Annotated in this window: 17 protein-coding genes; 3 read left to right on the top strand and 14 right to left on the bottom strand. The window is 52.6% G+C overall.

Annotated features, from left to right (window positions below; genetic code table 11):
• The first annotated feature begins 270 nt into the window (after nt 1–270).
• Complete coding sequence (locus KHQ09_RS06485; protein ID WP_213597163.1) at nt 271–1,569, top strand: MFS transporter; 1,299 nt, start codon at nt 271–273, stop codon at nt 1,567–1,569.
• A gap of 110 nt (nt 1,570–1,679) precedes the next feature.
• Here the strand turns inward: KHQ09_RS06485 and KHQ09_RS06480 are convergent, their stop codons facing one another.
• Nucleotides 1,680–2,636, bottom strand: a complete 957-nt coding sequence (locus KHQ09_RS06480) for a DMT family transporter (RefSeq protein WP_420832836.1) — start codon at nt 2,634–2,636, stop codon at nt 1,680–1,682.
• 287 nt (nt 2,637–2,923) lie between these two features.
• Between KHQ09_RS06480 and pepN the strand changes: the two genes are divergently transcribed.
• Entirely contained in the window at nt 2,924–5,563 is a 2,640-nt protein-coding gene (pepN, locus tag KHQ09_RS06475; RefSeq protein ID WP_213597162.1) for an aminopeptidase N, read from the top strand.
• Nucleotides 5,564–5,882: 319 nt separating this feature from the next.
• Nucleotides 5,883–8,267, top strand: coding sequence for a PAS domain-containing sensor histidine kinase (locus KHQ09_RS06470; RefSeq protein WP_213630820.1), 2,385 nt, complete (start codon nt 5,883–5,885; stop codon nt 8,265–8,267).
• 2 nt (nt 8,268–8,269) lie between these two features.
• Here KHQ09_RS06470 and KHQ09_RS06465 read toward each other — a convergent pair whose 3' ends face one another.
• The 13 genes from KHQ09_RS06465 to KHQ09_RS06405 all read right to left on the bottom strand — a co-directional run bounded on the left by KHQ09_RS06465 (nt 8,270) and on the right by KHQ09_RS06405 (nt 26,857).
• Entirely contained in the window at nt 8,270–11,200 is a 2,931-nt protein-coding gene (locus KHQ09_RS06465; RefSeq protein ID WP_213597161.1) for a bifunctional [glutamine synthetase] adenylyltransferase/[glutamine synthetase]-adenylyl-L-tyrosine phosphorylase, read from the bottom strand.
• 30 nt (nt 11,201–11,230) lie between these two features.
• The gene (locus KHQ09_RS06460) at nt 11,231–12,649 is read right to left on the bottom strand and encodes a sensor histidine kinase (protein ID WP_213630819.1); all 1,419 of its coding nucleotides are present in this window, start codon (nt 12,647–12,649) and stop codon (nt 11,231–11,233) included.
• Nucleotides 12,646–13,356 (bottom strand): response regulator transcription factor, encoded by a 711-nt coding sequence (locus KHQ09_RS06455; RefSeq protein WP_022709997.1) that lies wholly within the window; start codon nt 13,354–13,356, stop codon nt 12,646–12,648. The genes KHQ09_RS06460 and KHQ09_RS06455 overlap by 4 nt, the downstream gene beginning before the upstream one ends.
• 87 nt (nt 13,357–13,443) lie before the next feature.
• Nucleotides 13,444–14,976: a Do family serine endopeptidase gene (locus KHQ09_RS06450; protein ID WP_022709998.1), complete on the bottom strand. Its 1,533-nt coding sequence runs from the start codon at nt 14,974–14,976 to the stop codon at nt 13,444–13,446.
• A 127-nt stretch (nt 14,977–15,103) separates the two neighbouring features.
• Nucleotides 15,104–15,616: a cytochrome c-type biogenesis protein gene (locus tag KHQ09_RS06445; RefSeq protein WP_238481577.1), complete on the bottom strand. Its 513-nt coding sequence runs from the start codon at nt 15,614–15,616 to the stop codon at nt 15,104–15,106.
• A complete protein-coding gene (locus KHQ09_RS06440; RefSeq protein WP_213630818.1) occupies nt 15,613–17,601 on the bottom strand; it encodes a heme lyase CcmF/NrfE family subunit in 1,989 nt (662 codons plus the stop codon). Before KHQ09_RS06440 ends, KHQ09_RS06445 begins: the two co-directional genes overlap by 4 nt.
• Nucleotides 17,602–17,696: 95 nt before the next feature.
• On the bottom strand, nt 17,697–18,134 hold the full coding sequence (gene ccmE, locus KHQ09_RS06435) for a cytochrome c maturation protein CcmE (RefSeq protein ID WP_213599845.1): 438 nt from the start codon (nt 18,132–18,134) through the stop codon (nt 17,697–17,699).
• A 62-nt stretch (nt 18,135–18,196) separates the two neighbouring features.
• Nucleotides 18,197–19,405, bottom strand: a complete 1,209-nt coding sequence (ccmI, locus tag KHQ09_RS06430) for a c-type cytochrome biogenesis protein CcmI (protein ID WP_213630817.1) — start codon at nt 19,403–19,405, stop codon at nt 18,197–18,199.
• Nucleotides 19,406–19,548: 143 nt separating this feature from the next.
• Nucleotides 19,549–19,995 (bottom strand): hypothetical protein, encoded by a 447-nt coding sequence (locus KHQ09_RS06425; protein ID WP_213597146.1) that lies wholly within the window; start codon nt 19,993–19,995, stop codon nt 19,549–19,551.
• Between the two features lie 157 nt (nt 19,996–20,152).
• Nucleotides 20,153–21,481, bottom strand: a complete 1,329-nt coding sequence (locus KHQ09_RS06420) for an ATP-binding protein (protein ID WP_213599844.1) — start codon at nt 21,479–21,481, stop codon at nt 20,153–20,155.
• An 88-nt stretch (nt 21,482–21,569) separates the two neighbouring features.
• On the bottom strand, nt 21,570–22,250 hold the full coding sequence (locus KHQ09_RS06415; protein ID WP_022710005.1) for a response regulator transcription factor: 681 nt from the start codon (nt 22,248–22,250) through the stop codon (nt 21,570–21,572).
• Nucleotides 22,251–22,404: 154 nt separating this feature from the next.
• Nucleotides 22,405–22,740 carry a hypothetical protein gene (locus tag KHQ09_RS18530; RefSeq protein WP_306401681.1) on the bottom strand — a complete coding sequence of 112 codons (336 nt, stop codon included), beginning with the start codon at nt 22,738–22,740 and terminating at the stop codon, nt 22,405–22,407.
• Nucleotides 22,741–23,062: 322 nt separating this feature from the next.
• Entirely contained in the window at nt 23,063–26,857 is a 3,795-nt protein-coding gene (locus KHQ09_RS06405) for a baseplate multidomain protein megatron (RefSeq protein WP_213630816.1), read from the bottom strand.
• Between the last annotated feature and the right edge of the window lie 16 nt (nt 26,858–26,873).

Genomic DNA, 26,873 nt, shown 5'->3' with positions numbered 1-26,873 from the left:
TAGAGCATTTCACAGTCAAGTTGGATCAACTTGACGCCCGTGATAATGCGACCAAATAAAGAATCTAGAGCGAGCGCTATAATCCAGTCTGGACGCAAACCGCTCTAGCTGCATCACCAGTTTAAATGCGACATAAACATCCGTGAAAAAGAATTTCATTCCCGACTAAAAATGCCAGTATCCCTGCATTGTTTTTTACAATAAAGCGTCGCTGAATATTTTCGCATTTACGATAGCCTGCTCTTTCAGGTTCAGTGTCCGGATAAATCCATGCCAGCTCAGTTGTTGCCGATTACAGCGCTTCTTTTCAGTACGCTTCTGATGCTTATGGCCGGTGGTCTGGCAGGTCTGTTGCTGCCGATCCGCGCCGGTATGGAAGGCTGGTCAACCATTACAATCGGCTGGATGGGAACATTCTATTCCCTCGCCTTTACAGCGGGCTGTCTGGTGGTGCCGATCTTCGTGCGCAATGTCGGCCATGTTCGTGTTTTTACCGTTTTGCTGACCATTCTCGGCATGTCGCTTCTGCTGCATTCGCTGATTATCGACCCGATCGCATGGATGGCCTTTCGCGGGCTGGCCGGTTTCTCTCTGGCAGGCGGCTATATGGTGGTGGAAAGCTGGCTGAATGAGCGCGTCAATAATGACAGCCGCGGCATGATCTTCTCAGTCTATATGATCACCACCATGATCGGCACTATGTCCGGTCAGTATATTCTGCCTTTTGGTGATCCTTCCACGCAGACCCTGTTTATCATCTGCACTCTGATTTACAGCTTCGCTCTGATCCCCACCGCCCTGTCGCGCGCGGAGTCGCCAAAGCCGCTGACACAGGTTTCGCTCGATATTAAAGGCCTGTATAAGCGCTCTCCCGCAGCTGTTGTCGGCTCCCTCGTGTCCGGCATTATTGCCGGTGCGTGGAATATTCTGGCGCCGATTTACGGCCAGATGAATGGTCTCGACAATCTAAGCATCGCAACGATGCTGGTTACAGCGATGATCGGCGGTGCAATTTTTCAGTATCCGCTGGGGCGCTTTTCGGATTTTGTCGACCGCCGTTATGTCATGGTGCTGAGCGGTATTATCGGCGTTATTCTGTCTCTGGTGCTGATGCTGTTTTCACCGGCAGACGGCCTGAGCGGCTATATGGTCATTTTCCTGATGGGGGCAGTGCTGTTTCCGATTTACAGCCTCAATGTCGCTCATGCCAATGACTATGCGGAAGCCAATGAATTCGTTAAAATTTCCGGCGGTTTGCTGATTGTCTACGGCATCGGCAATGTGATCGGTCCGCAGATTGCAGCGCGGATGATGGAGAGCTTCGGCAAGACCGGTATGCCGGTAACGCTGATTATCTGTTTTGCAGCCTATGGGTTGCATGCTTTATGGCGCATCAGCCTGCGCGAACGCCCTGCCATCAGCGATCAGAAAACCGAATTCAAATATCAGGCGACCAAAAATATCAATACACCTGAAAGCTATCAGATGGATCCGCGCAGCGATGTGCCGGAGGAAGAAACAGAAGAAGCCCCGGCAGAAGACAGTTCAACTGATAATATCAAGGACTAGAGCGTCGGGCGCCCCGCTGGGCGCACAAAGATCGCTCTAACACTTTTAAAAGTAGAGCATAATTTTACCTTAAACTGATCCAAATTTAAGGAATTATGCTCTAAGTTTTTTCAGTTCCTTCTCAGTTTTCTGCCGGATAATTTATGCTCGCGGAAAATGATGAAAATACCGGCGCCAATCACAATTGTGCTGCCGATCAGCATCGGCAGTGTCGGTACATCGCCAAAAACCACATAACCGATACCAAGACCCAGTAACATGGATGTATATTCAAACGGAGCGATGGTGGACATATCCGCGTGGCGATAACATTCGGTCAGGAAAATCTGCGCGATGCCGCCCGCAAAGCCCGCTGCAATCAGCAGCGCCAGCTGCCACCATTGCGGCACGACCCAGCCGAAAGGCATTGTGAACAGTGCAATCACCGTTGATGTGAGCGAAAAATAGATCACAATCGTTGCGGTACGCTCACGCTTTACCAGTTTGCGCACCAGCATCATGGCAACGGCCGATGACAAAGCCCCGATCAGCGCAAAGACCGCTCCGACTGCCTCGCCATGGCTCACACCACCGCCGGAGAACAGGCTGAGACGCGGCCAGACAATAATCAGCACGCCGACAAAGCCGATCAGTACCGCGCTCCAGCGATAAATGCGCACCTGTTCTTTCAGGAAAATTGCGCTCAGCACCACGATCATCAGCGGGGATGCGTAATTGATGGCAATGCTTTCCGGCAGAGGCAGCAAGGTCAGCGCATAGAACCCGCTGAGCATGGACATAACTCCGACAAGCCCGCGCCAGATATGGCCGAAGATATCCGAGGTCTGCATCGCGCCTTGCAGCTGATGCGTATAGGCCAGATAAATCACAACCGGAAAAATCGCAAAGAACGAGCGGAAGAATACCAGTTCTCCCGCAGGTATGCCTTCTGCAGATTTCAGCAGTGTCGACATCAGCACAAAAATGAAGACAGATGTAACTTTGCAGGCAATACCAAGCAATGGTCTTGGTTCATCTGCAGCGGCGGGTGTATCTGCCAAAGGCAGATGGCGCTCAGGGGCATTCACAATGAAAATTCCTTAACTGCCGTCAAATCCGATACGGCAGACTCCCTCTTTTTATATGCAAACACCATAGCTGGTTGAGGCCGGTTTTCCAGCACTATTTGCAGAAATTCAGGGAAATACCAAAAACTTTATCAGCCCTGAAAGCCATGCTGATTGTGCTGGCGAAACAGGCGCTTCATATTATCATTTGAAACAATCACAGGAATTTCTCGTCACAGGCGGTTTCACCCGTCCACGAAATGTTTTAGCTTCATATCCATATGTTTTAAGTCAGTTCAGGAGCAGTTATGCGTACCGATACAGGTCATGTCTTTCGCCTCGAAGATTACCGCCCGTCAGATTACCTGATACGCAAAACCGAGCTGGATTTTCAGCTTGTTCCGGAAAAAACCATTGTCACAGCCCGCCTGACGATTGAGCGCCGCGATGGTGTTTCCCTCGCCACACCGCTGATACTGGACGGCGATGAGCTGGAACTGGTGAGCCTGCACATTAATGGGCAGCCGGTCAGCGATTATACTGCGACGCCGGAACTGCTGACCATCCGCTCCCTGCCACAGCAGAGCGCGTTTACGCTGGAAATTGTGACAAGGATTAACCCGACAACCAACCGGCAGCTGATGGGGCTTTATCGTTCCAGCAATATCTATACGACCCAATGCGAGGCGGAAGGGTTTCGCCGCATAACCTATTTCCCCGACCGGCCGGATGTTCTCTCGGTCTATACGGTTCGTCTTGAGGCAGACAAACAGGCTGCACCAATTCTGCTCTCCAACGGCAATCTTGAAGCAAGCGGCGATCTCGCCAATGGCCGTCATTTTGCGCTGTGGCATGACCCGCATCCCAAGCCGTCTTATCTTTTTGCGCTGGTTGCCGGTGATCTTGGGTCGATCAGCGATCAATTCACTACAATGTCCGGTAAACAAGTCGCGCTGAATATCTATGTCGAGCATGGCAATGAAGACCGCGCGACCTATGCAATGGATGCACTGAAACGCTCCATGCGCTGGGATGAAGAAGTCTATGGCCGCGAATATGATCTCGATATTTTCAACATTGTTGCCGTGTCCGATTTCAATATGGGCGCGATGGAGAATAAAGGGCTGAACATCTTTAACGATAAATATGTTCTCGCTGATCCGCAGACGGCCACTGATACGGATTATGCCGGTATCGAAGCGGTGATTGCCCATGAATATTTTCACAACTGGACGGGCAACCGCATTACCTGCCGTGACTGGTTTCAGCTTTGCCTGAAAGAAGGCCTGACCGTTTATCGCGACCACGAATTTTCCAGCGATATGCGCTCCCGCGCTGTGCATCGCATTGACGAAGTGAAAATCCTCAAAGCACAGCAATTTCCGGAAGACGGCGGCCCGCTGGCGCATCCGGTTCGGCCGAAAGAATATCGCGAGATCAATAATTTCTACACGGCAACCGTTTATGAAAAAGGCAGTGAACTGATCCGTATGTTGCGCACCATTATTGGTGATGCGCCGTTCTATAAAGGTCTTGATCTCTATTTCAGCCGTCATGATGGTGATGCTGCGACGATTGAAGATTTCATCAAATGTTTTGAGGATGTGACCGGCCGCTCCCTCGCCCATTTTGCGCTGTGGTACGATCAGGCAGGCACACCACTTGTGACTGTCAGCAGTGACTATGATGCCGCAAGCCGGAGCCTGCGCCTCACATTGGGGCAAAAGACGGATCCGACACCAGGTCAGAGCCATAAGCAGCCTATGCATATTCCGGTCAAATTCGGGCTGATCGGTGCCAATGGCAAAGATATCGCTGTTTCTTCCCATGAGGGTGCAGGACTTGAAGGCGATGTGCTGCATCTGCGTGAAGCATCACAAAGCTGGACATTCCACAATATTGCTGAAAAGCCGGTTCTCTCGCTGTTGCGCGGTTTCTCTGCGCCGGTGCATCTCAGCCAGCAACTGAGCCGTGGGGAGCAATTGTTTCTTGCCCGTCACGACAGTGATGCTTTTGGCCGCTGGCAGGTTATCCATCAGCTGATGAGCACTGCCATTATGAGCAATGTTGAAAAACTGCGGCTGCAGGAGCCGGTCACATTCGATCCGGCACTGGCAGAATTATTGGCTGAACTGGTGCAGGATGAGACACTGGATCACGCTTTCCGTGCACTATGCCTCTCCCTGCCTGAGGAGGCGGATATTGCCCGCGAGATTGGCAGCAATATTGATCCTGATCTGATCCGTAGCAGCAGAGAAGCACTGCTCTCCGTGATTGCCGCGCAGAATGCTGCGCTGTTCGCCAAAACCTATGCGAGCTTGCAAGACAACGCAGCTTTCACACCGGATGCGGAAGGTGCAGGAAAACGCGCGCTCAAAGCAGTCTTACTGAGCTATCTTGCAGCCTCGGATAACGACCCTGCGCGGATCTATGCCCAGTTCAATGACGCTGATAATATGACAGACAAGATTGCAGCTCTGACCTTGCTGGTGCATCGCTTTTACAGTCATGACAATGCGACACAGGCCTTGGCACAGTTTGAAAAAGACTATGGCAATGTACCGCTGGCAATGGACAAGTGGTTTGGTGTGCAGGCGCGCCGCCCTGCTCCTGATGCGCTGGAAACTGTGCAGCAACTGATGCAGCATCCGCTGTTCTCGCTCGACAATCCGAACCGAACACGCGCTTTGCTTGGTGCTTTTGCAGCAGGTAACCCGACCGGCTTCAACCGGCCGGACGGCAAAACCTATGCGTTTTTCACCAATCTGATACTGACAATTGACCGTGAAAATCCGCAATTGGCGTCGCGCCTGCTGACCAGCCTGCGCTCATGGAAAACGCTGGAACCGGCACGCCGCGAGCATCTGAAAACAGCACTGGAAACCATCGCTCAGGCTGAAAACCTCTCAGCCGATGTGCGTGATATTACAGAACGCATGCTGGCCTGACAAAATTAAGGGTGCGGAAGCTCATCAGAACTTCCGCACTCGCCTTCTGCATTTCAGTAAACGCTTTAAAAAGAACACAATGTTTTACGATAAAGACTGAACGGCAGTGTATTTCTGAATCAAATCAGAATCATGCAGCACTGACCTCATGTGTCACCTTCCGAAAACTGATCGAATCACCTTCGAATCGGCGCAGGTTTTTTATTAATTATTAATTAAAAGCACTGGACACAGCGAATCACATTTGATTCATTAGGGTTATTCGGATTTCTCACCCCGAATCACTTCAAAAGCAACCACTCAGATGAGGGGCCACAGGATGGCAAATACCGACGCGTACCGCGCGCCGAATGGTGTCCGTTACACCTCAGAAAGACAAAGCCAGCGCAAGCGTTTCAAGCTTTCCGGCTATGTTTATCTGTTGTCGGGCCCTGCCTACCGCAAGCTCCTTTCCCTCGAGCCGTTGCTGCGCCGCGTCGTGCCGGTGCTGATTATTGCCTTTCTGATTATTCTCGCCGGTGCGCGCATGTTGTCGCTGCTCAACCAGCGCGACGAGATCGAAAGTGATGCGCGTCATGAAATGGCGCTGACTGCCGCGCATGTCGCCTCAAAACTGCAAAAACAGATTGAATCTGTACCGCCTGCGGACAGCGATGGTGACTATAGCTCCATCCAGAATTTACTGGTTGAGCTGCGTTCGCAGGGCTTGATTAATGCAGGTCTTGAACTTGCCATTCTCGATGAAAATTCAAAAATCGTTGCCGCTCTGAGCAGCCGCCAATTGCTTGGCATTCAGGCGGAGACGCTGTTCACCGAAGCACAGCCGCTCTTGATGTTTGGCAGCCGCGCCGGTGTATTGCCTGTAAAATACCGCAGTGAAGCTGCTTTTGCAGCTGCTGAAAAAGTTGAACCGCAAAATGTGCAGGCTGCTGCGGCCGGTGCCTTTTCTGTTATTGCTTTCAATACTGAAAAAGTAATTTTTAAAGACTGGCGACAGGTTCTCTCTCTGAATATTACCCTGTTTGCCGCAACCGCCGGTGTCCTGCTGGCTATTCTTTATGCCTATTTCTCTCAGGCAGCGCGTGCCCGCGATGCCGATGATTTCTCCCATCAAATTCAAAGGCGAATTGATCTGGCGCTGGCCCGCGGCCGCTGCGGTCTCTGGGACTGGGACATGGCGCGCGGACGCATGTACTGGTCGCGCTCCATGTATGAAATGCTCGGCTATGAAGCGGTCGACAGTGTGCTGTCCTTCGGCGATGTAGCCGCGATTGTTAATCCGGTTGATGGTGATCTCTACGAAATCGCCACACAGGTAATGTCCGGCGAATTGCGTCAGGTTGATAAAGTGCTGCGCATGCGCCATGCCGACGGCTACTGGGTGTGGATGCGCGTACGTGCGGAAATCGCCAATGAAGGTGATGTGCATCTGGTTGGCATAGCTTTTGACGTCAGCGAACAGCACCGCTTTGCGCAGGCGACTGCAGAGGCTGACCTGCGCATCCGTGAAGCGATTGAAAGCATTTCCGAGGCTTTCGTTCTCTGGGATGCCGAGAGCCGTTTGGTGATGTCAAACGGCAAATATAATGAATATGCAGGTCTGCCTGCCACTGCTCTGAAAGCCGGTGTAACACGCGAAGATATTCAGCCGCTGCTGCGTCCTGCCGCCTTTGAACGCCGCATGGCCAATGAAAATGACCGCAGCGGTGCGCAGACTTTCGAGCGCCAGCTTGGCGACGGCCGCTGGCTGCAGGTCAACGAACGCCGCACGCAGGATGGTGGTCTGGTATCAGTGGGCACCGATATTACCCAGCTGAAGCTGCATCAGGAACGTCTGGTGGATAGTGAGCGCCGTCTGATGGCGACCATTCAGGATCTGAGCCTTGCCCGTAAAGCGGAAAAAGACCGCGTGCGCGAGCTGTCAGAACTGGCCTCCAAATATGCGACAGAAAAGGAACGTGCGGAAAGCGCGAACCGTGCCAAATCCGAATTCCTTGCCAATATGTCTCATGAATTGCGCACACCGCTCAATGCGATTATCGGCTTCTCTGAAATGATCTCGGCAGGCACATTCGGCCCGCTCGGCTCCGAGCGTTATGCGGAATATATTCACGACATTCATACCAGCGGCAATTATCTGCTTAATGTTATCAATGACATTCTCGATATGTCGAAGATTGAAGCCGGTCATTTCTCTCTGGATCGCGAAGAGATTGATCTCTATCCGCTGATTGAAGAAACCGTGCGCGTGATCTCTCTGCAGGCAGAACAGAAGCATATTGCCGTTGAGACCAGCATTGCCGACACGATCACCGCCAGCGCTGATCGCCGTGCAATCAAGCAGGTGCTGATTAATCTTCTGTCCAATGCAGTGAAGTTCACCGGTGATGGTGGCCGCATTCTGGTGCGCGCCCGCAAGACCAATGGTGCGCTGATCCTCACCATCAAGGATACCGGTTGCGGTATTCCTCGTGACGCACTGAAGAAGCTCGGCCATCCGTTTGAACAGGTAGAAAACCAGTTCACCAAGACCCATACCGGTTCAGGTCTTGGCCTTGCTATCTCGCGCTCATTGGCTGAGCTGCATAATGGTGCCCTGCGCATCTGCTCGACCGAAGGCGTTGGCACCATTGTATCCGTGCGTATTCCTGACCGCGTTGTGCCTGCCGGCACAAACCAGATCAGCAATGATGTTGCTGCGTGAGATCAGCCTTTCAGCAATTGCTTAAAGGCTTTTGACACGGCCTCTGCTGTCTGATCCAGCTGATGCTCGACATGCGCAATATCCGGCAGTTCAGCAGCGCGGCACAGCAGTTCCAGCAAGCCTGGCAGATAATCCTCACGCCCTGTATTATCATCCACGCACAGGCGGATGATCTGCGTGAGATTGCTGTAGAAATGATGGGCTGTGGCCAGTTCCTCGGCCAGTGCAGGACTGGAAAAATCCGGCTTCAGATGACGCAGGTTTAGCTCTGTGGAAGTGTGACGGATATCTGTCGCCACCTGCCCTGTCAGCACGGCGAACTGGGCGATAAACTCCAGATCAATCAAACCGCCGGAGCGCAGCTTCAGATCCCAATTGTCACGCGGCGGTTTTTCACTGGCGATCAGCGCACGCATATCAGTCATTTCCTTGGCGGTCTTTTTGACCTCAGAAGGAATGGCGAGAATAGCATCGACCTCTGCATCAATCTCGTCACGAAAAGACTGGTCACCGGCAATGGCACGGGCGCGGGTCAGCGCCATATGTTCCCATACCCATGCATCATTGCGCTGATATTTTCCGAAAGCCTCGATATGGGTTGCCACCGGCCCTTTATTGCCGCTTGGGCGCAGGCGCATATCCACTTCATAGAGCACGCCCTCGGCCATAGGTGCGGACAATGCCGCGATCAGGCGCTGCGTCAGGCGGATATAATATTGCGATGCGGCAAGCTGCTTCTCACCGTCCGAATAATCAGCATCTGCATCGTGGTCATAGAGCAGGATGATATCAATATCAGAACCGGCGGTGAGTTCGCGGCTTCCCAGTTTTCCCATCGCCAGCACTGCAATGCGCCCACCGGCAATCTGACCGTGGCGGATTGTGAATTCCTTCATCACCGCACTCAGCGCGCGATCGATCATCAGCTCGGCCAGATCAGAAAAAGCCCTGCCCGCACGCACACCGTCAATCGCGCCGGTCAGCAAGCGGATACCAATCAGAAAACGCTGCTCGGCTGCAAAAATACGTAAACGATCAAGCGTTTCTTCATAAGGTTCATCATGGGTGAGGAATGTATCCAACCGCTCCTCAAGATAGCTGCGCGTTGGCAATTCGGAGAAAATACGCGGGTCGAGCATACCGTCAAAGACATGCGGCTTACGGGTAATGATTTCGGCCAGTCGTGGTGCCGCGCTCATCACCAGTACCAGCAGATTGAGCAGTGCCGGATTGGACTGCAACAGACTGAAAAGCTGAATACCGGATGGCAGACCTTGCAGAAATCCGTCAAAACGCAGCAGTGCATCATCGGCACGCTCAGTTGCTGCAAAAGCATTCAGCAAGGCGGGTGTCAGTTCCGTCAGGCGCTCACGCGCCTCAGCTGTTTGCGTTGCGCGGTAACGGCCAAAATGCCATGTGCGGATAATCCGGCAAATATCACTCGGACGCTCAAAACCAAGCTGTGACAGGGTTTGCAGCGTATCAGGGTCGTCCGTCTCGCCGGTAAAGACCAGATTACCGCCGCTGCTGCCAAGTTCCGGCGCTTGTTCAAACAATGCCGCATAGTGCTTTTCGACAGTGCGCAGAACGGCCAGAAACTCCGCTGTGAAACTTTCATTATCCGGATAGCCCATCATCGAAGCTATACGGCTGAAACCCTCATCATCCTCCGGCAGAATATGCGTCTGTTCATCAGCCACCATCTGAATACGGTGCTCAACATTGCGCAGAAACTGATAATTGCGGCTCAGCTGATCGCGGGCATTTTCACCCACCCAGCCACGCTCATAGAGTTTGGTGAGCATCGCCAGCGTTTGCGAGCCGCGCAATTCAGGAAAGCGCCCGCCTGCAATCAGCTGCTGGGTCTGCACGAAAAACTCGATCTCGCGGATACCACCACGCCCGAGTTTCACATTATGACCGCGTACAGCAATATCGCCATGGCCGCGATGCGCATGGATTTGACGCTTGATCGAATGGATATCGGCAATCGCCGCATAGTCGAGATATTTGCGCCAGACATAGGGTGCAAGTTCTTTGATAAATTGCTCACCTGAGGCAATATCACCGGCAACAGGGCGCGCTTTAATCATCGCCGCGCGTTCCCAATTCTGGCCGCGCCCCTCATAATAATGCAGTGCCGCGCTCACCGGAATAGCCAGCGGCGTTGCACCAGGATCAGGGCGCAGACGCAAATCCACACGGAAGACATAGCCGTCTGCCGTTCTGTCCTGCAAAATCTTGACCAGCCGCCGCGCCATGCGTGAGAACAGATCAACACATTCGTAAGGGTCGGTAATTGCCGGACGGGCGCTGTCGATAAAAATAATCAGATCAATGTCGGAGGAATAATTCAGCTCTCTTGCGCCGAACTTACCCATGCCAAGCACAATCAGCCCGCTATCTTTTTCAGGATCATTACGATCCGGCAAAGCCAGTTTGCCTTTTGCATCGCTTTCAAGCAGCAAGAACTGTACGGCAGCGCGCAGGCTGGCCTCTGCGAGATCACTCAGGCGATTGGTGGTCTGCATCACATCGGCAAAGCCTGCCAGATCATCCAGTGCAATCAGCACATGAGCAGTTTTCTTGAGACGGCGCAGTTCCGTCATCAAGCGATTTTCCGTCATTTCCGGATCAATACCCAGAGCAGAAATCTGCTCCAATGCCTGTGTCAGCAGCATGTCGAGCGGTGCGGTAAACAGGCTTTCCAGAATTTCAGGACAGGTTTCTGTCACTTCCCTCAGGAAGGATGAGCAATCGAGAATTGCTGCTAAAAATCCGGTTTCATCTGCGGTTTTGAGATAGCGGCTCAGAGCAATGCATCCGCGTTCCGCCGCCGCTCCTGTTAAATTTTGCAGGTAGATTTTCGCCTGATGCGGATCGGGAACTGTCAGAGATTTCAGCGAACTATCAAAAAACAAAACACCGGTCATGCTGCAATTCCACCCCAGATTCATACCTAACTACTGTTTTGTCTCAGGCAGGGCAGGAAAAGCAAGAACAACCCGCAGTCCCGGTGAATTATCTTCCAGCATCAGACTGCCGCCATGCAGTTTCATCACCGCTTTTGCCAGACTGAGACCAAGACCGGAGCCCGGCTGTGTGCGGCTTTCCTCAAGGCGCACAAAGCGTTCAGTCGCCTGTTCGCGCATCGCCTCCGGAATACCCGCGCCCTGATCGGCAACGCTGATTAATATCTGATCGCCCTCTTGCTTCATCGCCACAGTGATCTTTGTCCGGTTTTCACCGCCCTCATCCGCGACCGGTGAATATTTGATTGCATTATCAATCAGATTGGAAATAGTCTGGCCAACCAGCTCACGATTGATCCGTAGGCTGATATCCTCGCCAGCCTCAACCACAAGCTCCAGCCCCGCATCTTCCGCAACAGGCTCATAAAGCTCAGCCACATCATGCAAGATCGGATTAACTGGCAGCACTTCCATATTCTCGGATGAGTAACCGGCCTCAAGGCGCGAGATCATCAGGATCGCATTGAACGTGCGGATCAGCTGATCGGATTCGGCAATAATATCTTCCAGAGCGGCACGATATTCCGTATTCTCTTTCTGGCCGGAAAGTGTGGCTTCCGCCTTGTTGCGCAATCTCGTCAGCGGCGTTTTCAGATCATGGGCGATATTATCCGAGACATGTTTCAGCCCGTCATTCAGCTCTTCAATCCGCCCCAGCATGGCGTTCAGATTGATCGACAGCCGGTCAAATTCATCACCTGAACCACTGACCGGCAGACGTTCCCCCAGATCACCGGCCATGATACGTTGTGAAGAGCTGGACACTTGTTTGAGCCGTAACAGCGCTCTGCGCCCGACAAAATACCAGATCAGGAAAGCGCCAATTCCCATGATGCCCAGCGCCAGCACCAAAGCACGGCGCATAATATCGCGGAACAGCTCCGGCTCACTCAGATCGCGGCCGATCAGAACACGCATACCATTCGGAATAGCGAAGACAATGGCAATTGCCTTGTGTTTCTCGGCATTGCCCTGTTCGCCATAGCGCATATAGGTGAATGGCCGGTCAGACATGCCGCTAATATCCAGCACGCCCGGCTCAAGGCTCTCCACATTGCCGGAGAGAATACGCCCTGCAGGATCAGAAATCAGATAAAGAAAAGCACCGGGCTGGCGGGAGCGCCGGTCAATCGTGCGCACCAGCAGCGGAATACCACCGCGCTCATAAGACTGCGTGACGCTTGTCACTTCATCGAGCAATGCTTTTTGTGTTTGCGCAGTCAGAAAATTGACCGACAGATTGGTCATATAGAAAAACAGTGCCATCGCACTGAGCAGAAACAGCAACAAATATAAAGCCGACAGCCGGACGGCTGTCGTGCTCAGCAAGGCGCTCAGCCGGCTCATCATTGACTGTCCGCCACTTTGGATTTGGCTGCGGATGTTCCCGCCTTCAGCATATAGCCTGCCCCGCGTACGGTATGCAGCAAAGGCTCATCAAAATCTTTTTCGATTTTGGAGCGCAGGCGTGAGATATGGACATCGATCACATTGGTTTGCGGATCGAAATGATAATCCCAGACATTTTCTAGCAGCATCGTGCGGGTTACCACCTGCCCCGCATGGCGCATCAGATATTCCAGCAGGCGAAATTCGCGCGGCTGCAAATTAATCTCGGTACCGGCACGGCGCGCCGTATGAGAAAGACGATCGAGTTCCAGATCACCAACACGGTAAACTGTATCTGCTTCTTTCGGGCTGACACGGCGCTGCAAAACCTCAACACGCGCCAGCAGCTCCGAGAATGCGTAAGGCTTGGTGAGATAATCATCACCGCCTGCACGCAGGCCTGTCACACGGTCGTCCACCTGCCCCAGAGCTGAAAGAATGAGCGCCGGTGTGGTTTGCCCCTGTGCGCGTAATCCGGCGATGACAGAAAGCCCGTCACGCTTCGGCAGCATCCGGTCAATAATCAGCACGTCATAATGATTATTCTCAGCCAGCGTATAGCCGGTTTCGCCATCACCGGCGACATCAGCAATATGTCCGGCTTCAGCAAATGCTTTTTCCAGATAACGTGCCGCTTCGCGGTCATCTTCAATAATCAAAATACGCATCAGCAACCCTCAAAGCAGAGTGTAAATGTTTGAAAAGGCGGCGCTGTTTAAGCACCGCCTTTTCTTATTCCAACCTATCAGAACAGATCAGCCCTGATCAACCGGCAGAGCAACAAAGCTGTTCTGGCCATTCCGCTGAACCTGCAGCAGAACTGCCTTGCGTCCGTTTTTCACAGCATCTTTAATCGCTGCGTTAATATCAGATGCGGACTTCACATCCTTATTATTCACGGTCACAATTGTATCGCCTGCGCGCATGCCCTTGTCAGCTGCATCACTGTCCGGATCAACATCGGTTACAACAACACCTTTGCCGCTGTCATCCGGTGTGACTGTGAGGCCGTAATCATCAAGGGTTTCACTCTCGCCCGATGATGTAGCAGCGCTCTTGTCACCCTGTTTCTGGTCATCCGGATAGGCTTTGATTTCAATGCTGACAGTCTCAGCCTTGCCCTTGCGCCAGATCGTCAGGCTGGCTTTTTCGCCCGGATTAATCGCAGCAACTTTCTTAGCCAGATCACGCGGATCTTTCACAGTCTCATCATTCACTGCCGTAATCACATCACCGGCAACGATACCCGCTTTAGCAGCAGGACCATCAGCCTGTGGTTCGGCAACGATTGCGCCTTTATCTTCTGCAAGACCGAGCGAATCTGCGATTTCCTTGGTCACCGGCTGAATTTGCACGCCGATCCAGCCGCGCTCGACCGAGCCCTTCTTAATCAGCTGATCAACAACCTTGCTTGCAGTGGATGCCGGAATTGCAAAGGCAATACCAACACTGCCGCCCGATGGTGAGAAGATCGCGGTGTTAATACCGACAACCTTACCGGTCAGATCAAAAGCAGGGCCGCCGGAGTTACCTTTGTTTACCGCCGCATCAATCTGGATGAAATCATCGTAAGGGCCTGCGCCAATATCACGACCACGGGCAGAAACAATACCGGCAGTCACAGTACCGCCAAGGCCAAACGGATTACCTACGGCAACAACCCAGTCGCCGACTTTGACAGTGCTGTCATCATCAAAAGCCACATAAGTGAACTTGCGCTTGTCATCGACTTTCAGCACGGCAAGGTCTGTACGGGCATCGGTGCCGATCAGCTTGGCATCAAGTTCAGTGCCGTCATCCATCACGACAGAGAATGAATCACCGTCTGTCACAACGTGGTTGTTGGTGACGACATAGCCGTCTTCAGAAATAAAGAAGCCTGAGCCCTGAGCAAACGGACGGGCATGGCCGCGATCACCGCGCTTCTGACGCTTATTCGGGCGTGCCTGCTCACCATCAGGACCATAAGGATTGCCGAATTCTTTGAAGAAACGCTTCAAAGGATGGCCGTCCGGCAACTGGTCAAGACCATTACCGCCAAAATACTGGGTGCGGTCATTGCGTGTGTTCTGCACATCGCTTTTCACGCGCACACTCACAACGGCAGGGCGAACTTTTTCAACCAGTTCAGAAAAGCCAGGCTGAGCCTGAGCGGTCACGCTGACCGGAGCTGCCTGCGCAGACGAGATTGATGCCAGAGGGCCAGTCGCCAGAATTGTACCGGCCAGAGCAGCGGACAAGAAAATGCGGGTCAGCGGACGACGGGAAGATGACTTAATATCAGACATAAAATATCTCCTGAGAGGGCAGATAACCAGCTAAAGATTATCAACTATTCCTCACAAGAGATAGCTTACCGAACATTACCGGATAATTTCTGGAACATGAATTTTTCGTAAGGTTACGAAATTCCGGTTATTTGCCGTCCAGAAGATTTTGAAGACGTTGTTTTTCCTCGTCATTCAGCGGAACAATTTGTGGCTGCATGCCACCGGCCTTACGGCGTGAAAACCAGATAACGCTGATACCAATAATCAGAATAACGACCGGAAAGCTCCACAGGATGATCGTCTGCTTGTCGAGACGCGGCTTGAGAAGCACGAATTCACCATAGCGCGACACCAGAAAATCAATAACCTGTTCGTCGCTGTCGCCCTGTACCAGACGCTCGCGCACCAGCAAACGCAGATCACGCGCAAGATCGGCATCGGAATCATCAATCGACTGGTTCTGACACACCATGCAACGCAAACCGGCAGACAGATCACGCGCACGTTTTTCCAGCACAGGATCAGCCAGAATTTCATCCGGATTAACCGCCCATGCATTCTGAACATTTGTAGTCAGAATACTACCGGCGGCGATGCTCACAGCAATGAGCAAGATGCAGAAGGAGCGGCTGCACAGATTTTTCAACAGACTCATCATGCCACCCCGCTTACTGCTTTCACCGCCTTTTTAGCTCTGGCCGGAGCACCGACACGCAGACGTCTGTCCATCAGAGACAAGAGGCCGCCAAGAACCATAGCAACCGTGCCAAGCCAGATCAGCGTGACCGATGGTTTCCACCAAAGGCGCACAACCATGCCGCCATTTTCCAGAGCATCGCCCAGCGCAACATAATACTGATTAACGCCGCGGGTCAGAATACCGGCTTCGGTCGTTGGCATATTACGCGCCGGATAGAAGCGCTTTGCCGCCATGACATTGCCGATTGTATTGCCGCTGCTGTCGAGTAGAGAGAATAATCCCTGATCTTCCGTATAGTTTGAACCGGCAAAAGGCTGCTGTGCATCATAACGCAACTGATAACCGGAGAAAGCAACCGTTTCTCCCTGTTTCATAGTGACAACCTGTTCCGTGCCGAAACTGGTTACAATCACGATACCCAGCAAGGTAATGCCAAGCCCCATATGCGCCAGTGCAGTGCCGAATACCGAACGCGGCAGTCCCAGCAAACGCGGGAATGCCCGCGAAAGCTCAACCTTGCCAAAACCGGCTTTGGTCACAATATCCATCAGGCTGCCGAGAATAACCCACAGCCCCAGACCAATACCGAAAGCAGCCCAGACAGCGCGCGGATCAATCAGAATAAGAACCAGTCCCACGCTCAGGAGACACAGGCCGAAAACCCACATCAAGCGCTGCGCCACTGCATAGAGATCGCCGCGCTTCCATGCCAGCAGCGGGCCGAATGGTACGGCGGCCAGCAGCGGGATCATCAGCGGGCCGAAAGTCATATTGAAAAATGGTGCGCCGACGGAAATCTTGGTTCCGGTCATTGCTTCCAGCAAAAGCGGATAAAGTGTGCCGATCAGCACAGTTGCCGTCGCCGTGCTCAGGAACAGATTGTTGAGCACCAGTGCGCCTTCACGCGAAACCGGCTGGAACATTGTTCCGGTCGTCAATGTCTGTGCACGCAAGGCAAATAGTGCCAGTGAACCGCCGATGAAGAACACCAGAATAGCGAGAATGAACAAGCCGCGTCCCGGATCGGTGGCAAAGCTGTGTACCGAGGTCAACACACCCGAACGAACAAGGAATGCACCGAGCAATGACAGAGAGAACGTCAGCAGCGCCAGCAAAATTGTCCAGATTTTCAAAGCGCCGCGTTTTTCCATCACAATAGCGGAATGCAGAAGTGCGGTGCCGATCAGCCATGGCATGAAAGATGCGTTTTCAACCGGATCCCAGAACCACCAGCCGCCCCAGCCCAGCTCATAATAAGCCCAATAAGAGCCCATTGAGATACCGCCGGTCAGGAAAATCCACGCGGTCAGCGTCCATGGCCGTACCCAACGCGCCCATGCGGCATCGATGCGACCGTCAATCAGCGCAGCGACAGCGAAGGAAAAACAAACTGAAAAGCCGACATAGCCGAGATAAAGCATCGGCGGATGAATGGCGAGGCCGATATCCTGCAGGATAGGATTGAGATCCTGTCCTTCAATCGGTGCCGGAATAATCCGGATAAACGGATTGGATGTGAAAAGAATGAAGCTTAAGAATGCGGTGGCAATCCATCCCTGCACAGCCAGAACATTTGCCCGCAATGTGTTCGGAAGATTGCTGCCGAAAACTGCAACCAGCGCACTGAAAAATGTCAGGATCAGCACCCAGAGCATCATCGAGCCTTCGTGATTGCCCCAGACACCGGTAATTTTAAATAGTAAAGGCTTCAGCGAGTGGGAGTTTTCAACCACATTCAGCACTGAGAAATCAGAAGTAACATAGGCATGGACCAGCATTGCTGATGATAACAGAACCAGTGCAAACACGGCCGCAGAGCAAGGCTCTGCAACGCTCATCAATCGGGAATCATTCCGTTTTGCTCCGATGACCGGCAAAAAGGACTGCACCAAGGCCAAAGCCAGTGCCAGTACCAGTGCGAAATGTCCGATTTCAACGCTCATTCTATTTATCCTGCCTGTTGAATATTGCGCATCCGAAACACGCAATATTCAGCTTTTGGAATGGGAGTTTCAAACACAGCCTGCTTAAGAGCAGCTTAGTTCCCTTCCCAGACACCTTTTTCTTTCAGACTGTCTGCAACATCTTTCGGCATGTAATTTTCGTCATGCTTTGCCAGAACATTATCTGCGATAAAAACACCATCGGGCGTAAAACGGCCTTCAGCAACAACGCCCTGCCCCTCACGGAACAGATCCGGCAAAATACCTTCATAGGTGACTGTCACCTGTTTCAGCGTGTCTGTGACGGCAAATTGCACATGCTTATCCGCGCCACGGACCACAGAACCAGCCTCGACCAGACCACCAAGACGGAAACGCGCACCCGATGTAATATCTTCTGCTGTCACATCATCAGGCGTACGGAAATAGCGAATATCCTGACTGAAGGCGATCAGCACCAGACCAATAGCCAGCGCCAGAACGGCCATGGCGCCGGAGATCAAAATCAGGCGCTTGCGTTTGCGGTTGCGCATAACCTGTGAAACCCGCGGCGTGTGGTTTTCTGCAGAGGGTGATGCCGATAACTGACTATGGGTCACTTCTGAACTCCCGTCGTATCCAGTCCTAACCGGGAGGCGACCTGTGTAAGACGCTTCCGGTCATTTTCCGGCAGAACTTTAACAGCTTTTCGCAAAGCTTCGGCAGCATTATCACGCTCACCAAGCACGACATATGCGCGCAGCAAACGCTCCCAGCCATCAATATCCGTCGGATTATCTTGTAATTTTGCAGCCAGACCATCCACCATGGAACGGATCATATCTTTCCGCCCCTGTTCACTCAGAGCGGCTGCAGCCTCAACATCTTCAGCCGTCGGGCCCGGTGCCTGTACTGCCGGTGTCTTTGTAGCCTGCGACGGTGCAGTTGAAGGAACCGCGCCGCCTGATTTCAGATTGGCAATCGTCTGCTCAATATCTGCGCGCCATTGTGCATCCTCAGGAGACGTATTGAGAATGATCTGCAAGACATTGATTGCATCATCCCGCTTACCGGCCTGCAGCAATGCCCGTGCTTTCATCAAAGGCGGACGCATGTCGGACGGTTCGATTGTGCCGGCTTTTTCGAAGAGAGCAAGAGCCTCTTCAGTGACCTGCCCGTTGGCTTTAATCGTCAGGGCTTCGCCGAGACCGATCAGGCGATCAACATCATCACCAAGCAGTTCCAGAGCCTTGCGGTAGGCATTAATGGCATCGTCAACGCGGCCAATGCGCAGATATATCGGCGCAAGTATCGCCCAGCCACGACCATCATCCGGTGTCTTTGCCAAATGCGCTTCGGCCTGTGCGATCAGTTCGGCCGCGCTTTTATCCTGAATCATTGTGTTTTTGCGTTCAGCCAGCGGCTGCGCAGGCAGATCAGGCGTACCGATTGCTGCATAAACACCCCAGCTGACTGCCGGAATGAACAATAAGACAAGAATAATCGCCCAACGGTCGCTTGCACTGAACAGATATTTCTTTTCAGCAGCGCCCGTGGCCTTGCCTTCAGCGCCTGCAGCCGCATCCGTCATACGACGATCATTTTTAAGAATACGGCGAGATATTTCGAGTCGAGCTTGCTCAGCCGACTGCTCATCCAGCAGACCACGCGCCAGATCGGAATCAATCTCTTTCAGCTGCTGAATATAAACCGAGCGGTCTTCCTCGCCCTCAGCCACGGACACGGTATCTTTTCGTGTCAGAGGCAACATGACGATAAGAATTGCAGCGAAAGTTAAAAGTGCAGAAACAAGCCAGAAATCCATGACCGGAGACTTAATCTACCTGCCCGGTAAAACCAACTGCCTGTTGGCAAATTATCAGGGTATAGGTCATTTGGCCGCAAAGCTGTCCTGCAGTTCAGCCCTGTGCAAAACCTGACTTACTCAAATTTTGCACAGCAGCAAAATCAGCTCAGCGGTGTCCAGCTGCCATCATCATTACGGCACGCAGTGCCACGCACCAGCTGAGGTGCTTCGTCAACGGTAAAACTATGGCTATATTGCCTGCAATTCTGGGAACCAACCTGATATGGCTGCGCAGCAGTTACCTCGCCGGAAGCTTTGCCAGAACGCCCCTTCCATGAAACCGCTTCACCTTTCGGCGCATATTCCAGCGCTTTATATTCCGCCTCGATTGCCGATCTGCGGTCAGAAGCCGCGAGTTGAGAACCGGCAGCGCCCAGAATACCATTTCCCATCGGCGCCAGCACTGCATTGCTGACTGATCCTCCGGCCAGCGGATTTCGGGATGGCGAACCTGATGTTGAAGCGTTCAATGTGGAGCAGGCTGTCAGAGCAAACAGCGGAAGAATAAAAGTAAGTTTACGCAATGTACCTACGGAAGACGACTTCATGAGCAATTTAACATCCTGTCAGCAACGCTTTGCAGAGCATTATGACTGCTGAAAGCACACTCTGCAATCATTCCCTTGACATCTCAACACAAAACAAAATCAGGAATAATGCGCCTGACTACGGTCATTTATACCTGAAACCGGTTAAAAGCAAAGCTCAGCTTAAAACTGCAGGCAAAGTAATCTGCACGGCAAGACCACCCAAAGATGCCTTACTCAGCCCCAAAGTCCCGCCATATTCCCTGACCGTATCCTGAACAATTGCCAACCCCAAACCTGTACCGGGCTTGCTTTCATCAATGCGCTTCCCACGTTTCAGGGCTTCAGCCATTTTATCCGCAGGCAAACCTTCTCCGTCATCCTCAATCAGGATTTCAAACTGATTGCTTGCCCCTTCACCTGCATCAGATTTCTGAGCGGCGCGCAGGGACAGATGAATTTTTGAACGCCCCCATTTGGCCGCGTTTTCCATAATATTTCCAACGATTTCCTCGAGATCTTCTTTTTCACCGGCAAAGATTGCAGCAGGAAACTGATTGGAAAACGTAACCATCAAATGCGGATTAAGCTTAGCCGTCACACGAATCATACGTTCAAGCACAGGCGTAACCGGAGCCCTGAACACAACACTGTCCCGCTGGGCTGCAACGCGCGCACGTTGTAAATAATGCTGGATCTGCACCTGCATTGCATCACTCTGCTCGATCACCAGCTGCCCCTGACGGCCGCCAATATTACGACCTTCATTCATCAGGACAGACAGCGGTGTTTTCAGAGAATGCGCAAGATTTCCCACCTGCGTCCGCGACCGCTCTACAATACGATGGTTATTTTCTATCAGGGCATTCATTTCCTGCGCGAGCGGTGCGATTTCCAAAGGCAAGTCCGCGTCAACACGATTGCTTCGTCCTTCGCGGATATCCGCAAGTGTGCGCCTCACATGATCCAGTGGTCGCAAGCCAAACAGAATAATCGCTGCGTTAATCAGAATACTGCCAAGGCCGAACAGCCCCAAATAGATATAAAGCCGGTTGCGGAAATCGCTGACTTCTTCTTTAACCTCATTCAGATTACCCATCACACGGAAACGGGCAATTTTATCCGTACTGTCGAGAACAACTTCGGTTTCAACGACAGAAAGATCCTCGCCGGTGCTGGTTTGCACGACATAACTGCGCATGAATGACTGGTCGAAAGGTGCTTCAGAAACTGATTTTACAGGAATTATCTTTGAGCCCAGTGAAACCGAACCCAGATGCCCGCGCACACTTGCAGACACAGGATCAACCGACCAGTACCAGCCTGAATCAGCGCTGGCATAGCGTATTTCACCAAGCTCCGGCTTGCCGTAAAGCTCGCCTTCCGGCGTCAGACTGACCGCACCGACGAGACTATAGAGATGTGCGGATAAAAGGCTTTGAAAACTGCGCTCTGCCGCATCCCGATAAAGAGACTGAATGAGCGTGGCAACGACAACAAGGGCAATAATAACCCATAATGTTGACAGCGTTACCACACGTAACGCCAGAGAGCGCAAACCGAGAGCAAAGACTTTCCCGGAAAACAGCGGCATCTCAGTCTTTACTGCCATCATTATTGTCAGAGCGGATGCGATATCCCATGCCGCGAACGGTCTCGATCATATCCACGCCCATCTTCTTGCGCAGGCGTCCGACAAAAACCTCGATCGTATTGGAATCACGGTCGAAATCCTGATCGTATAAATGCTCCACCAGTTCTGTGCGGGAAATCACTTCATCCATATGGTGCATAAGATAAGACAAAAGCCGGAACTCATGAGAGGTCAGCTTCAAAGCTGCACCGTCAACCGTTGCTTTTGAAGCTTTTGTATCCAGCACAAGCTTACCGCTGACAATTTCCGATGAAGCATGGCCTGCCGCACGGCGGATCAAAGCGCGCAACCGCGCCAGAACTTCTTCAATGTGAAATGGTTTCGCCACATAATCATCGGCACCGGCATCGATACCGGCAACCTTGTCACTCCAGCGATCACGCGCTGTAAGCATCAGCACCGGCATGGAACGGCCTTCACGACGCCAGCGCTCCACAACACTGATCCCATCCATTTGCGGCAGGCCGATATCCAGTATCACCGCATCATAAGGTTCAGTATCGCCGAGAAAATGGCCTTCTTCGCCGTCAAAAGCACAATCGACCACATAGTCCGCATCACGGAGAGCTTCAGCCAGCTGACGGTTAAGATCCTTATCATCCTCAACAATCAGAATTCTCATCAGCAAACCTTTTCAGTCTTTCGGAGCGATAATACAGCGTGCCGTCTGCCATGCAGACAGCATCTGTTTTTACAGCACATTACAAGAATGAGCAAACGGGAGAATTACACGCCGGTGTCAGGTAAATTACAGACGAAACTTTAAAGCTTCCGCTTTATTTGGCCGGTACTGCAACTTCCACGCGGCGCGGACGCTCACCGTCACGTCCGGGAACCAGCACAACCACGATACAGACCGGCGCGCCGTTCTGAACAGCAGCTGTTGCTTTGGTCAGCGTACCGCCCTGCTGTGCGGCAACCTGCTGCCCGATGGCAGCACAATCACCGGCAACGCGAATGATATGCGGCTGCGCCTGTTGCAAACCGGCAGGTACGTGCCGTTGCAAGCCTGCGGCGCCCGCAGATGGAACAATGCTTGTAAAAACTGCTGCGGTCATACCGGTGAGCAGAGTAAAAGCAGCGAAAAATGTGCGAACTGGTTTCTGTGTCATCATAACGCTCACTTTAACGCCTCTTACCTGAATGTTGAATGAACAATCTTGTGTATCAAACAAACGGTACTCATCCGGAGCGTTTCCATTAACGACAGGTTCACGGGAACCGCTCACATCGTTTCACCCTATTTCCGGACAGTCATTCTGTTGTACTGCCGGAAATGCTTAGATTTTTTCTTTCGTTAACATTAGTTCCCTAAAAACGAAAGTCTTCATAACTGCGGCAAAGCTGCCAAATTCATTAAAAACTGTCAATTACGAAGGATCAGCCCGTTTTCAATTCAACGTGTGTGCTGGAAAATATTTGTCGCAACTGGTTTTAGTAACGAAACGATAGTGAAGCCGCCTCTCCCGCGCCGGAACTCTGACTGATCTGAGCGACCTCCAAACGCAAATGCACACCGTGTTGCACCTGACCGGAATAAACATAATGCGGTCGGGTTACTTCCGCTTTTTCCAACAGCACCCCATCCTGCCACAGTTGTACCTGATATTTTTCCGTAACTTCTCCGAGAGGAATATCTTCCCCCATCCAGCTATCCGCATCAATACGTCCGCGACGAATCCACTGAAAATGCATATCCCCGTTTAGCTGTGGTCTGTATCTGACATGAACCGGACTCAGAGGTTTTAAAGCTTTAACACCACCGGCAGCGGATTGGGTACTGAAATAATCATCCGAGAAATCCCGACCAGATGGCCCCGCACGCCAGTTCAGCATCAACCCGTTTTCAGTCTTCTGCAGTCCTGCAGGAACAACCCGGCCATCCAGCAAGATAAATGGCGCACCTGCCGGTTTTACAATACCAGCCTCCGGTTCTGTTCCCGATTGTCCGCGCAGCAAAGACTTTATCCGCCAGTGACCGGCAGCAATTTCTTCTGCCTCCAGATACTGCAGAATCTCCCATCCGCCCGCACTATTTTGCACCAGAGCAGTATTAGCGGCATTCAACACCTGCAATACAGACTGAGAATGTAATTCCCCGTGATATAAACGAACATCGAAACTCTGCTGATGCATGAAACGACCGCTGGCGGCACCTGCAAGCTCTGTAATCAACTCTCCCATGATTGCGGCATAGGGGATCACTGTGCGCAATTGATAGCCACTCACTTCCGGCGAGGCAAAAAGCGCCACATCCCGCCACGGCTTGGCATAACAAGCGATGCGAAACTGACTGCTCTCATTTTCAATTCCAGGCCACATCGGCAAATCCAGCATATAAAACAGCGGCGGGCCAGCAGTCACACCTCCGGAAACGGGCACCGCCGGCATACGGGTGCGGTCAGGGCGACGCAAAGCCGGTGCAAGCGCCACGGCTTTAGCCCGCCTTGCCGCCCCGTCCTCAAAGCTCACAATGACATAATCACGGCTTCCGGCCAGTTCCGGCACACGTACCCTGTCACCAACTGTCAAACCTGCCTGCGACCATGGCACAGAAAAAGCAACAGTGCGGCGTTCAGCCCGTTTTCTTTCCAGCCAGCTTTCGGCCAATGCCTGTGCCTGCCCGCTTTCCATCGCAGCAGATAAAGACAGGCTTTCGTGACCGGCACGCTGCCAGCCGGATTTTTGCGCCAATGCACTGCCGGACTGATAATCCCGCAAAGCATCGCTGAAATAAATTTCTGCGCTTGCAGGCAACTCCTCCACATCATCCAGAATACGCACCGGTAACGACTGATCGCCTTCCAGTGCATAATCCTGAATGGCAACGGGATTCTGGCGCAGTGTGAGACTGCGGAATACCAGTCTCTGGTTTCCCTTCACCCGCTCAAAAGCCACCACGCCGAATATATCCATCAGCGGCTCCAGCAATGCTCTGCCACTGGCCGGATTATCGGCAATATAACCGGACAGATAGCCTTCAACGCCACGGCAATCAGCCAGCCCTTCAAGCCCGAAATCTTTCAGCAAAGCCAGTAACAATTCATCCAGCGCCACACCACTGAGACGGCCATTGAGCCAATGCCCCGTTGCCCAATTGGCGGCATCGCCCCAGATATCTGCCTTCAGCGGATATTCCGGAAACGGGCGCGTATCCCACGCCCAGACATAAATCTGTTCCGGATCAAGCATTGCACCGCCATAGAGCGGCGAAACAGGATTATGCTCTCCCGCAACATTCCAATAAGCAAAATGCGCGCGCAAAAAACGATCCGGCGCAATATCACTGCGCGAACCGTCGGAGAAATATGGCACAGCATTTTCCGAGGATTTCGGATCAGGAAATACATTCGGCTGGTTCGGCCCTTTATCAACCGCCGCACAGCCAAGTTCTGTAAACCAAAATGGCTTGGACATTGGCTGCCATGCCGTGGGCTGTGTCTGCTCAGCTCCATTAATGCGGTTGAAATGCTGGTTCTGCCACCACGAGCGCAAATCCTTATAGCGGAATACCCATGGCTTGTCCGCCAGACCATCCGTTATTGCCGTGCGCTTGCGGGCACGCTTGTCTGCATCCGAGGCATAATACCAGTCATAACCCTCACCTCCTGCAATGGCATTTTGCAAGGCACTCTCATCATAGGCAGAAGCGGGAAAGGCCGGATCAATACTGCGCTCATCCCCGTTACGCCAATCACTCAGCGGCATATAATTATCAATGCCGATGGCATTAATTGCCGGATGCGCCCAGAGCGGATCAAGATGAAAGAACACGTCACCGCTGCCATCCTGCGGGTGATAGCCAAAATATTCCGACCAATCCGCGCCATAGGTGACTTTACAAGCCCCCCCTAAAGATGTGCGTGCATTATCAGCCAGTTCGCACAAAGTGCTGACAAACGGAAAATCATTCTGTTCATTGCGGATTTGTGTCAGACCACGCAATTCCGAGCCGATCAGAAAAGCATCAACACCACCGGCAGCATGCGCCAGTTCCAGATAATGGCGGATGAAATTTTTATAGCCGTTTATGCCATCGGAAAAACGGGCAAGCTGAAGCCCTGCTTCAACTGTTTTATCCACTCCCGCCGCTACACCAATTCTGCCGCGCCACGGATAGGCTGGCTGAAAGCCCTCACCATCCAGCGCAGGCAACTGATTATCCGCGGGAATATCCATCATAATAAACGGATAAAGCGTGACCTTCAGTCCACGCTGTCGGGCATCTTTGATTGCAGCGATGACCGAGAAATCACTCGGTGTCCCGCCATAGGCTTTTTCTGTGCCATTATCGGAAATCAGATGCGCAGATGCACGATCCACCATACCAACCCGCCAATGATGGCTCGGTTTTCTCGCTTCCCGCGCTGTTACAGCGGGCAAGATCTGACATTCTCCCGCACGCAGATCGGTGCCGAACCACGGCACAATCAGAGCAACTGTTTTCAGGTTGGGACACAGCGCCTGCAACTCATTCAGTGATGCTGTCCAGTCACTTTGCGCCCGCAGAGTATTACGGTTCAACGCGCGTGTTTCACCGGGGCGCGGTTCATCGCGCACCATCTGCGGTGACAAACCAAATTCCGTTGCACCGGGGATCAGCGCAACGGCCTGAATATCCCGTGCCAGCCTGCCGACATTGCGCATGACCTCGAATTGCAAAAGCGGAAGCCGGTTGCCATAGGCATCAATCGGCAGGCGTTCAAACACCACATAGGCCGTCCCGCGATAGGCAGGTGCTCTACCCGCCCCTTGTCGTGCTTCAATCAGCGGATCAGGCTGCTGCGTTTCAGTGCCTTTATAGACACGGATAGTCACCTGCGTCTGATCAAGCTCTTTACCGTCTGCCCAGATGCGCCGAATACCGGAAATCTCGCCCTGCGCCACCGCAAAAGCGGCATTGACATAATAGCTGTAAGACGTGGTTTTCGGGCCACCTTTCGCCCCTTGACGGGTGGTGGTTTTCTCTTCCTCGAAACGGGTCGCCCAGATCAGTGTGCTGCCGACACGCATCGTGCCATAAACGGCAGGCAAAACAGCCCCTTCTTCCGCCTGCATCGGACGTGTACCGGACAGACGCGGCCCTTCGATACGCCGCGTTGAATTAATCAGCGCATTGTCGATCATATAGCCGCCCATAGCGCCGATCGCACTGCCTATTGCCGCGCCAACGGGGCCGAACAGCCCGCCGATCATACTACCTGCCGCCTGAAGAACCACTGTACTCATGCGAGAAATGACCTGT

Origin of the sequence: Pseudochrobactrum algeriensis (assembly GCF_018436245.1) — a bacterium.
Classification (GTDB): domain Bacteria; phylum Pseudomonadota; class Alphaproteobacteria; order Rhizobiales; family Rhizobiaceae; genus Pseudochrobactrum; species Pseudochrobactrum saccharolyticum.
Note: the sequence above shows the minus strand (reverse complement) of the source record. Positions and strands in the feature narration are given on the sequence as shown.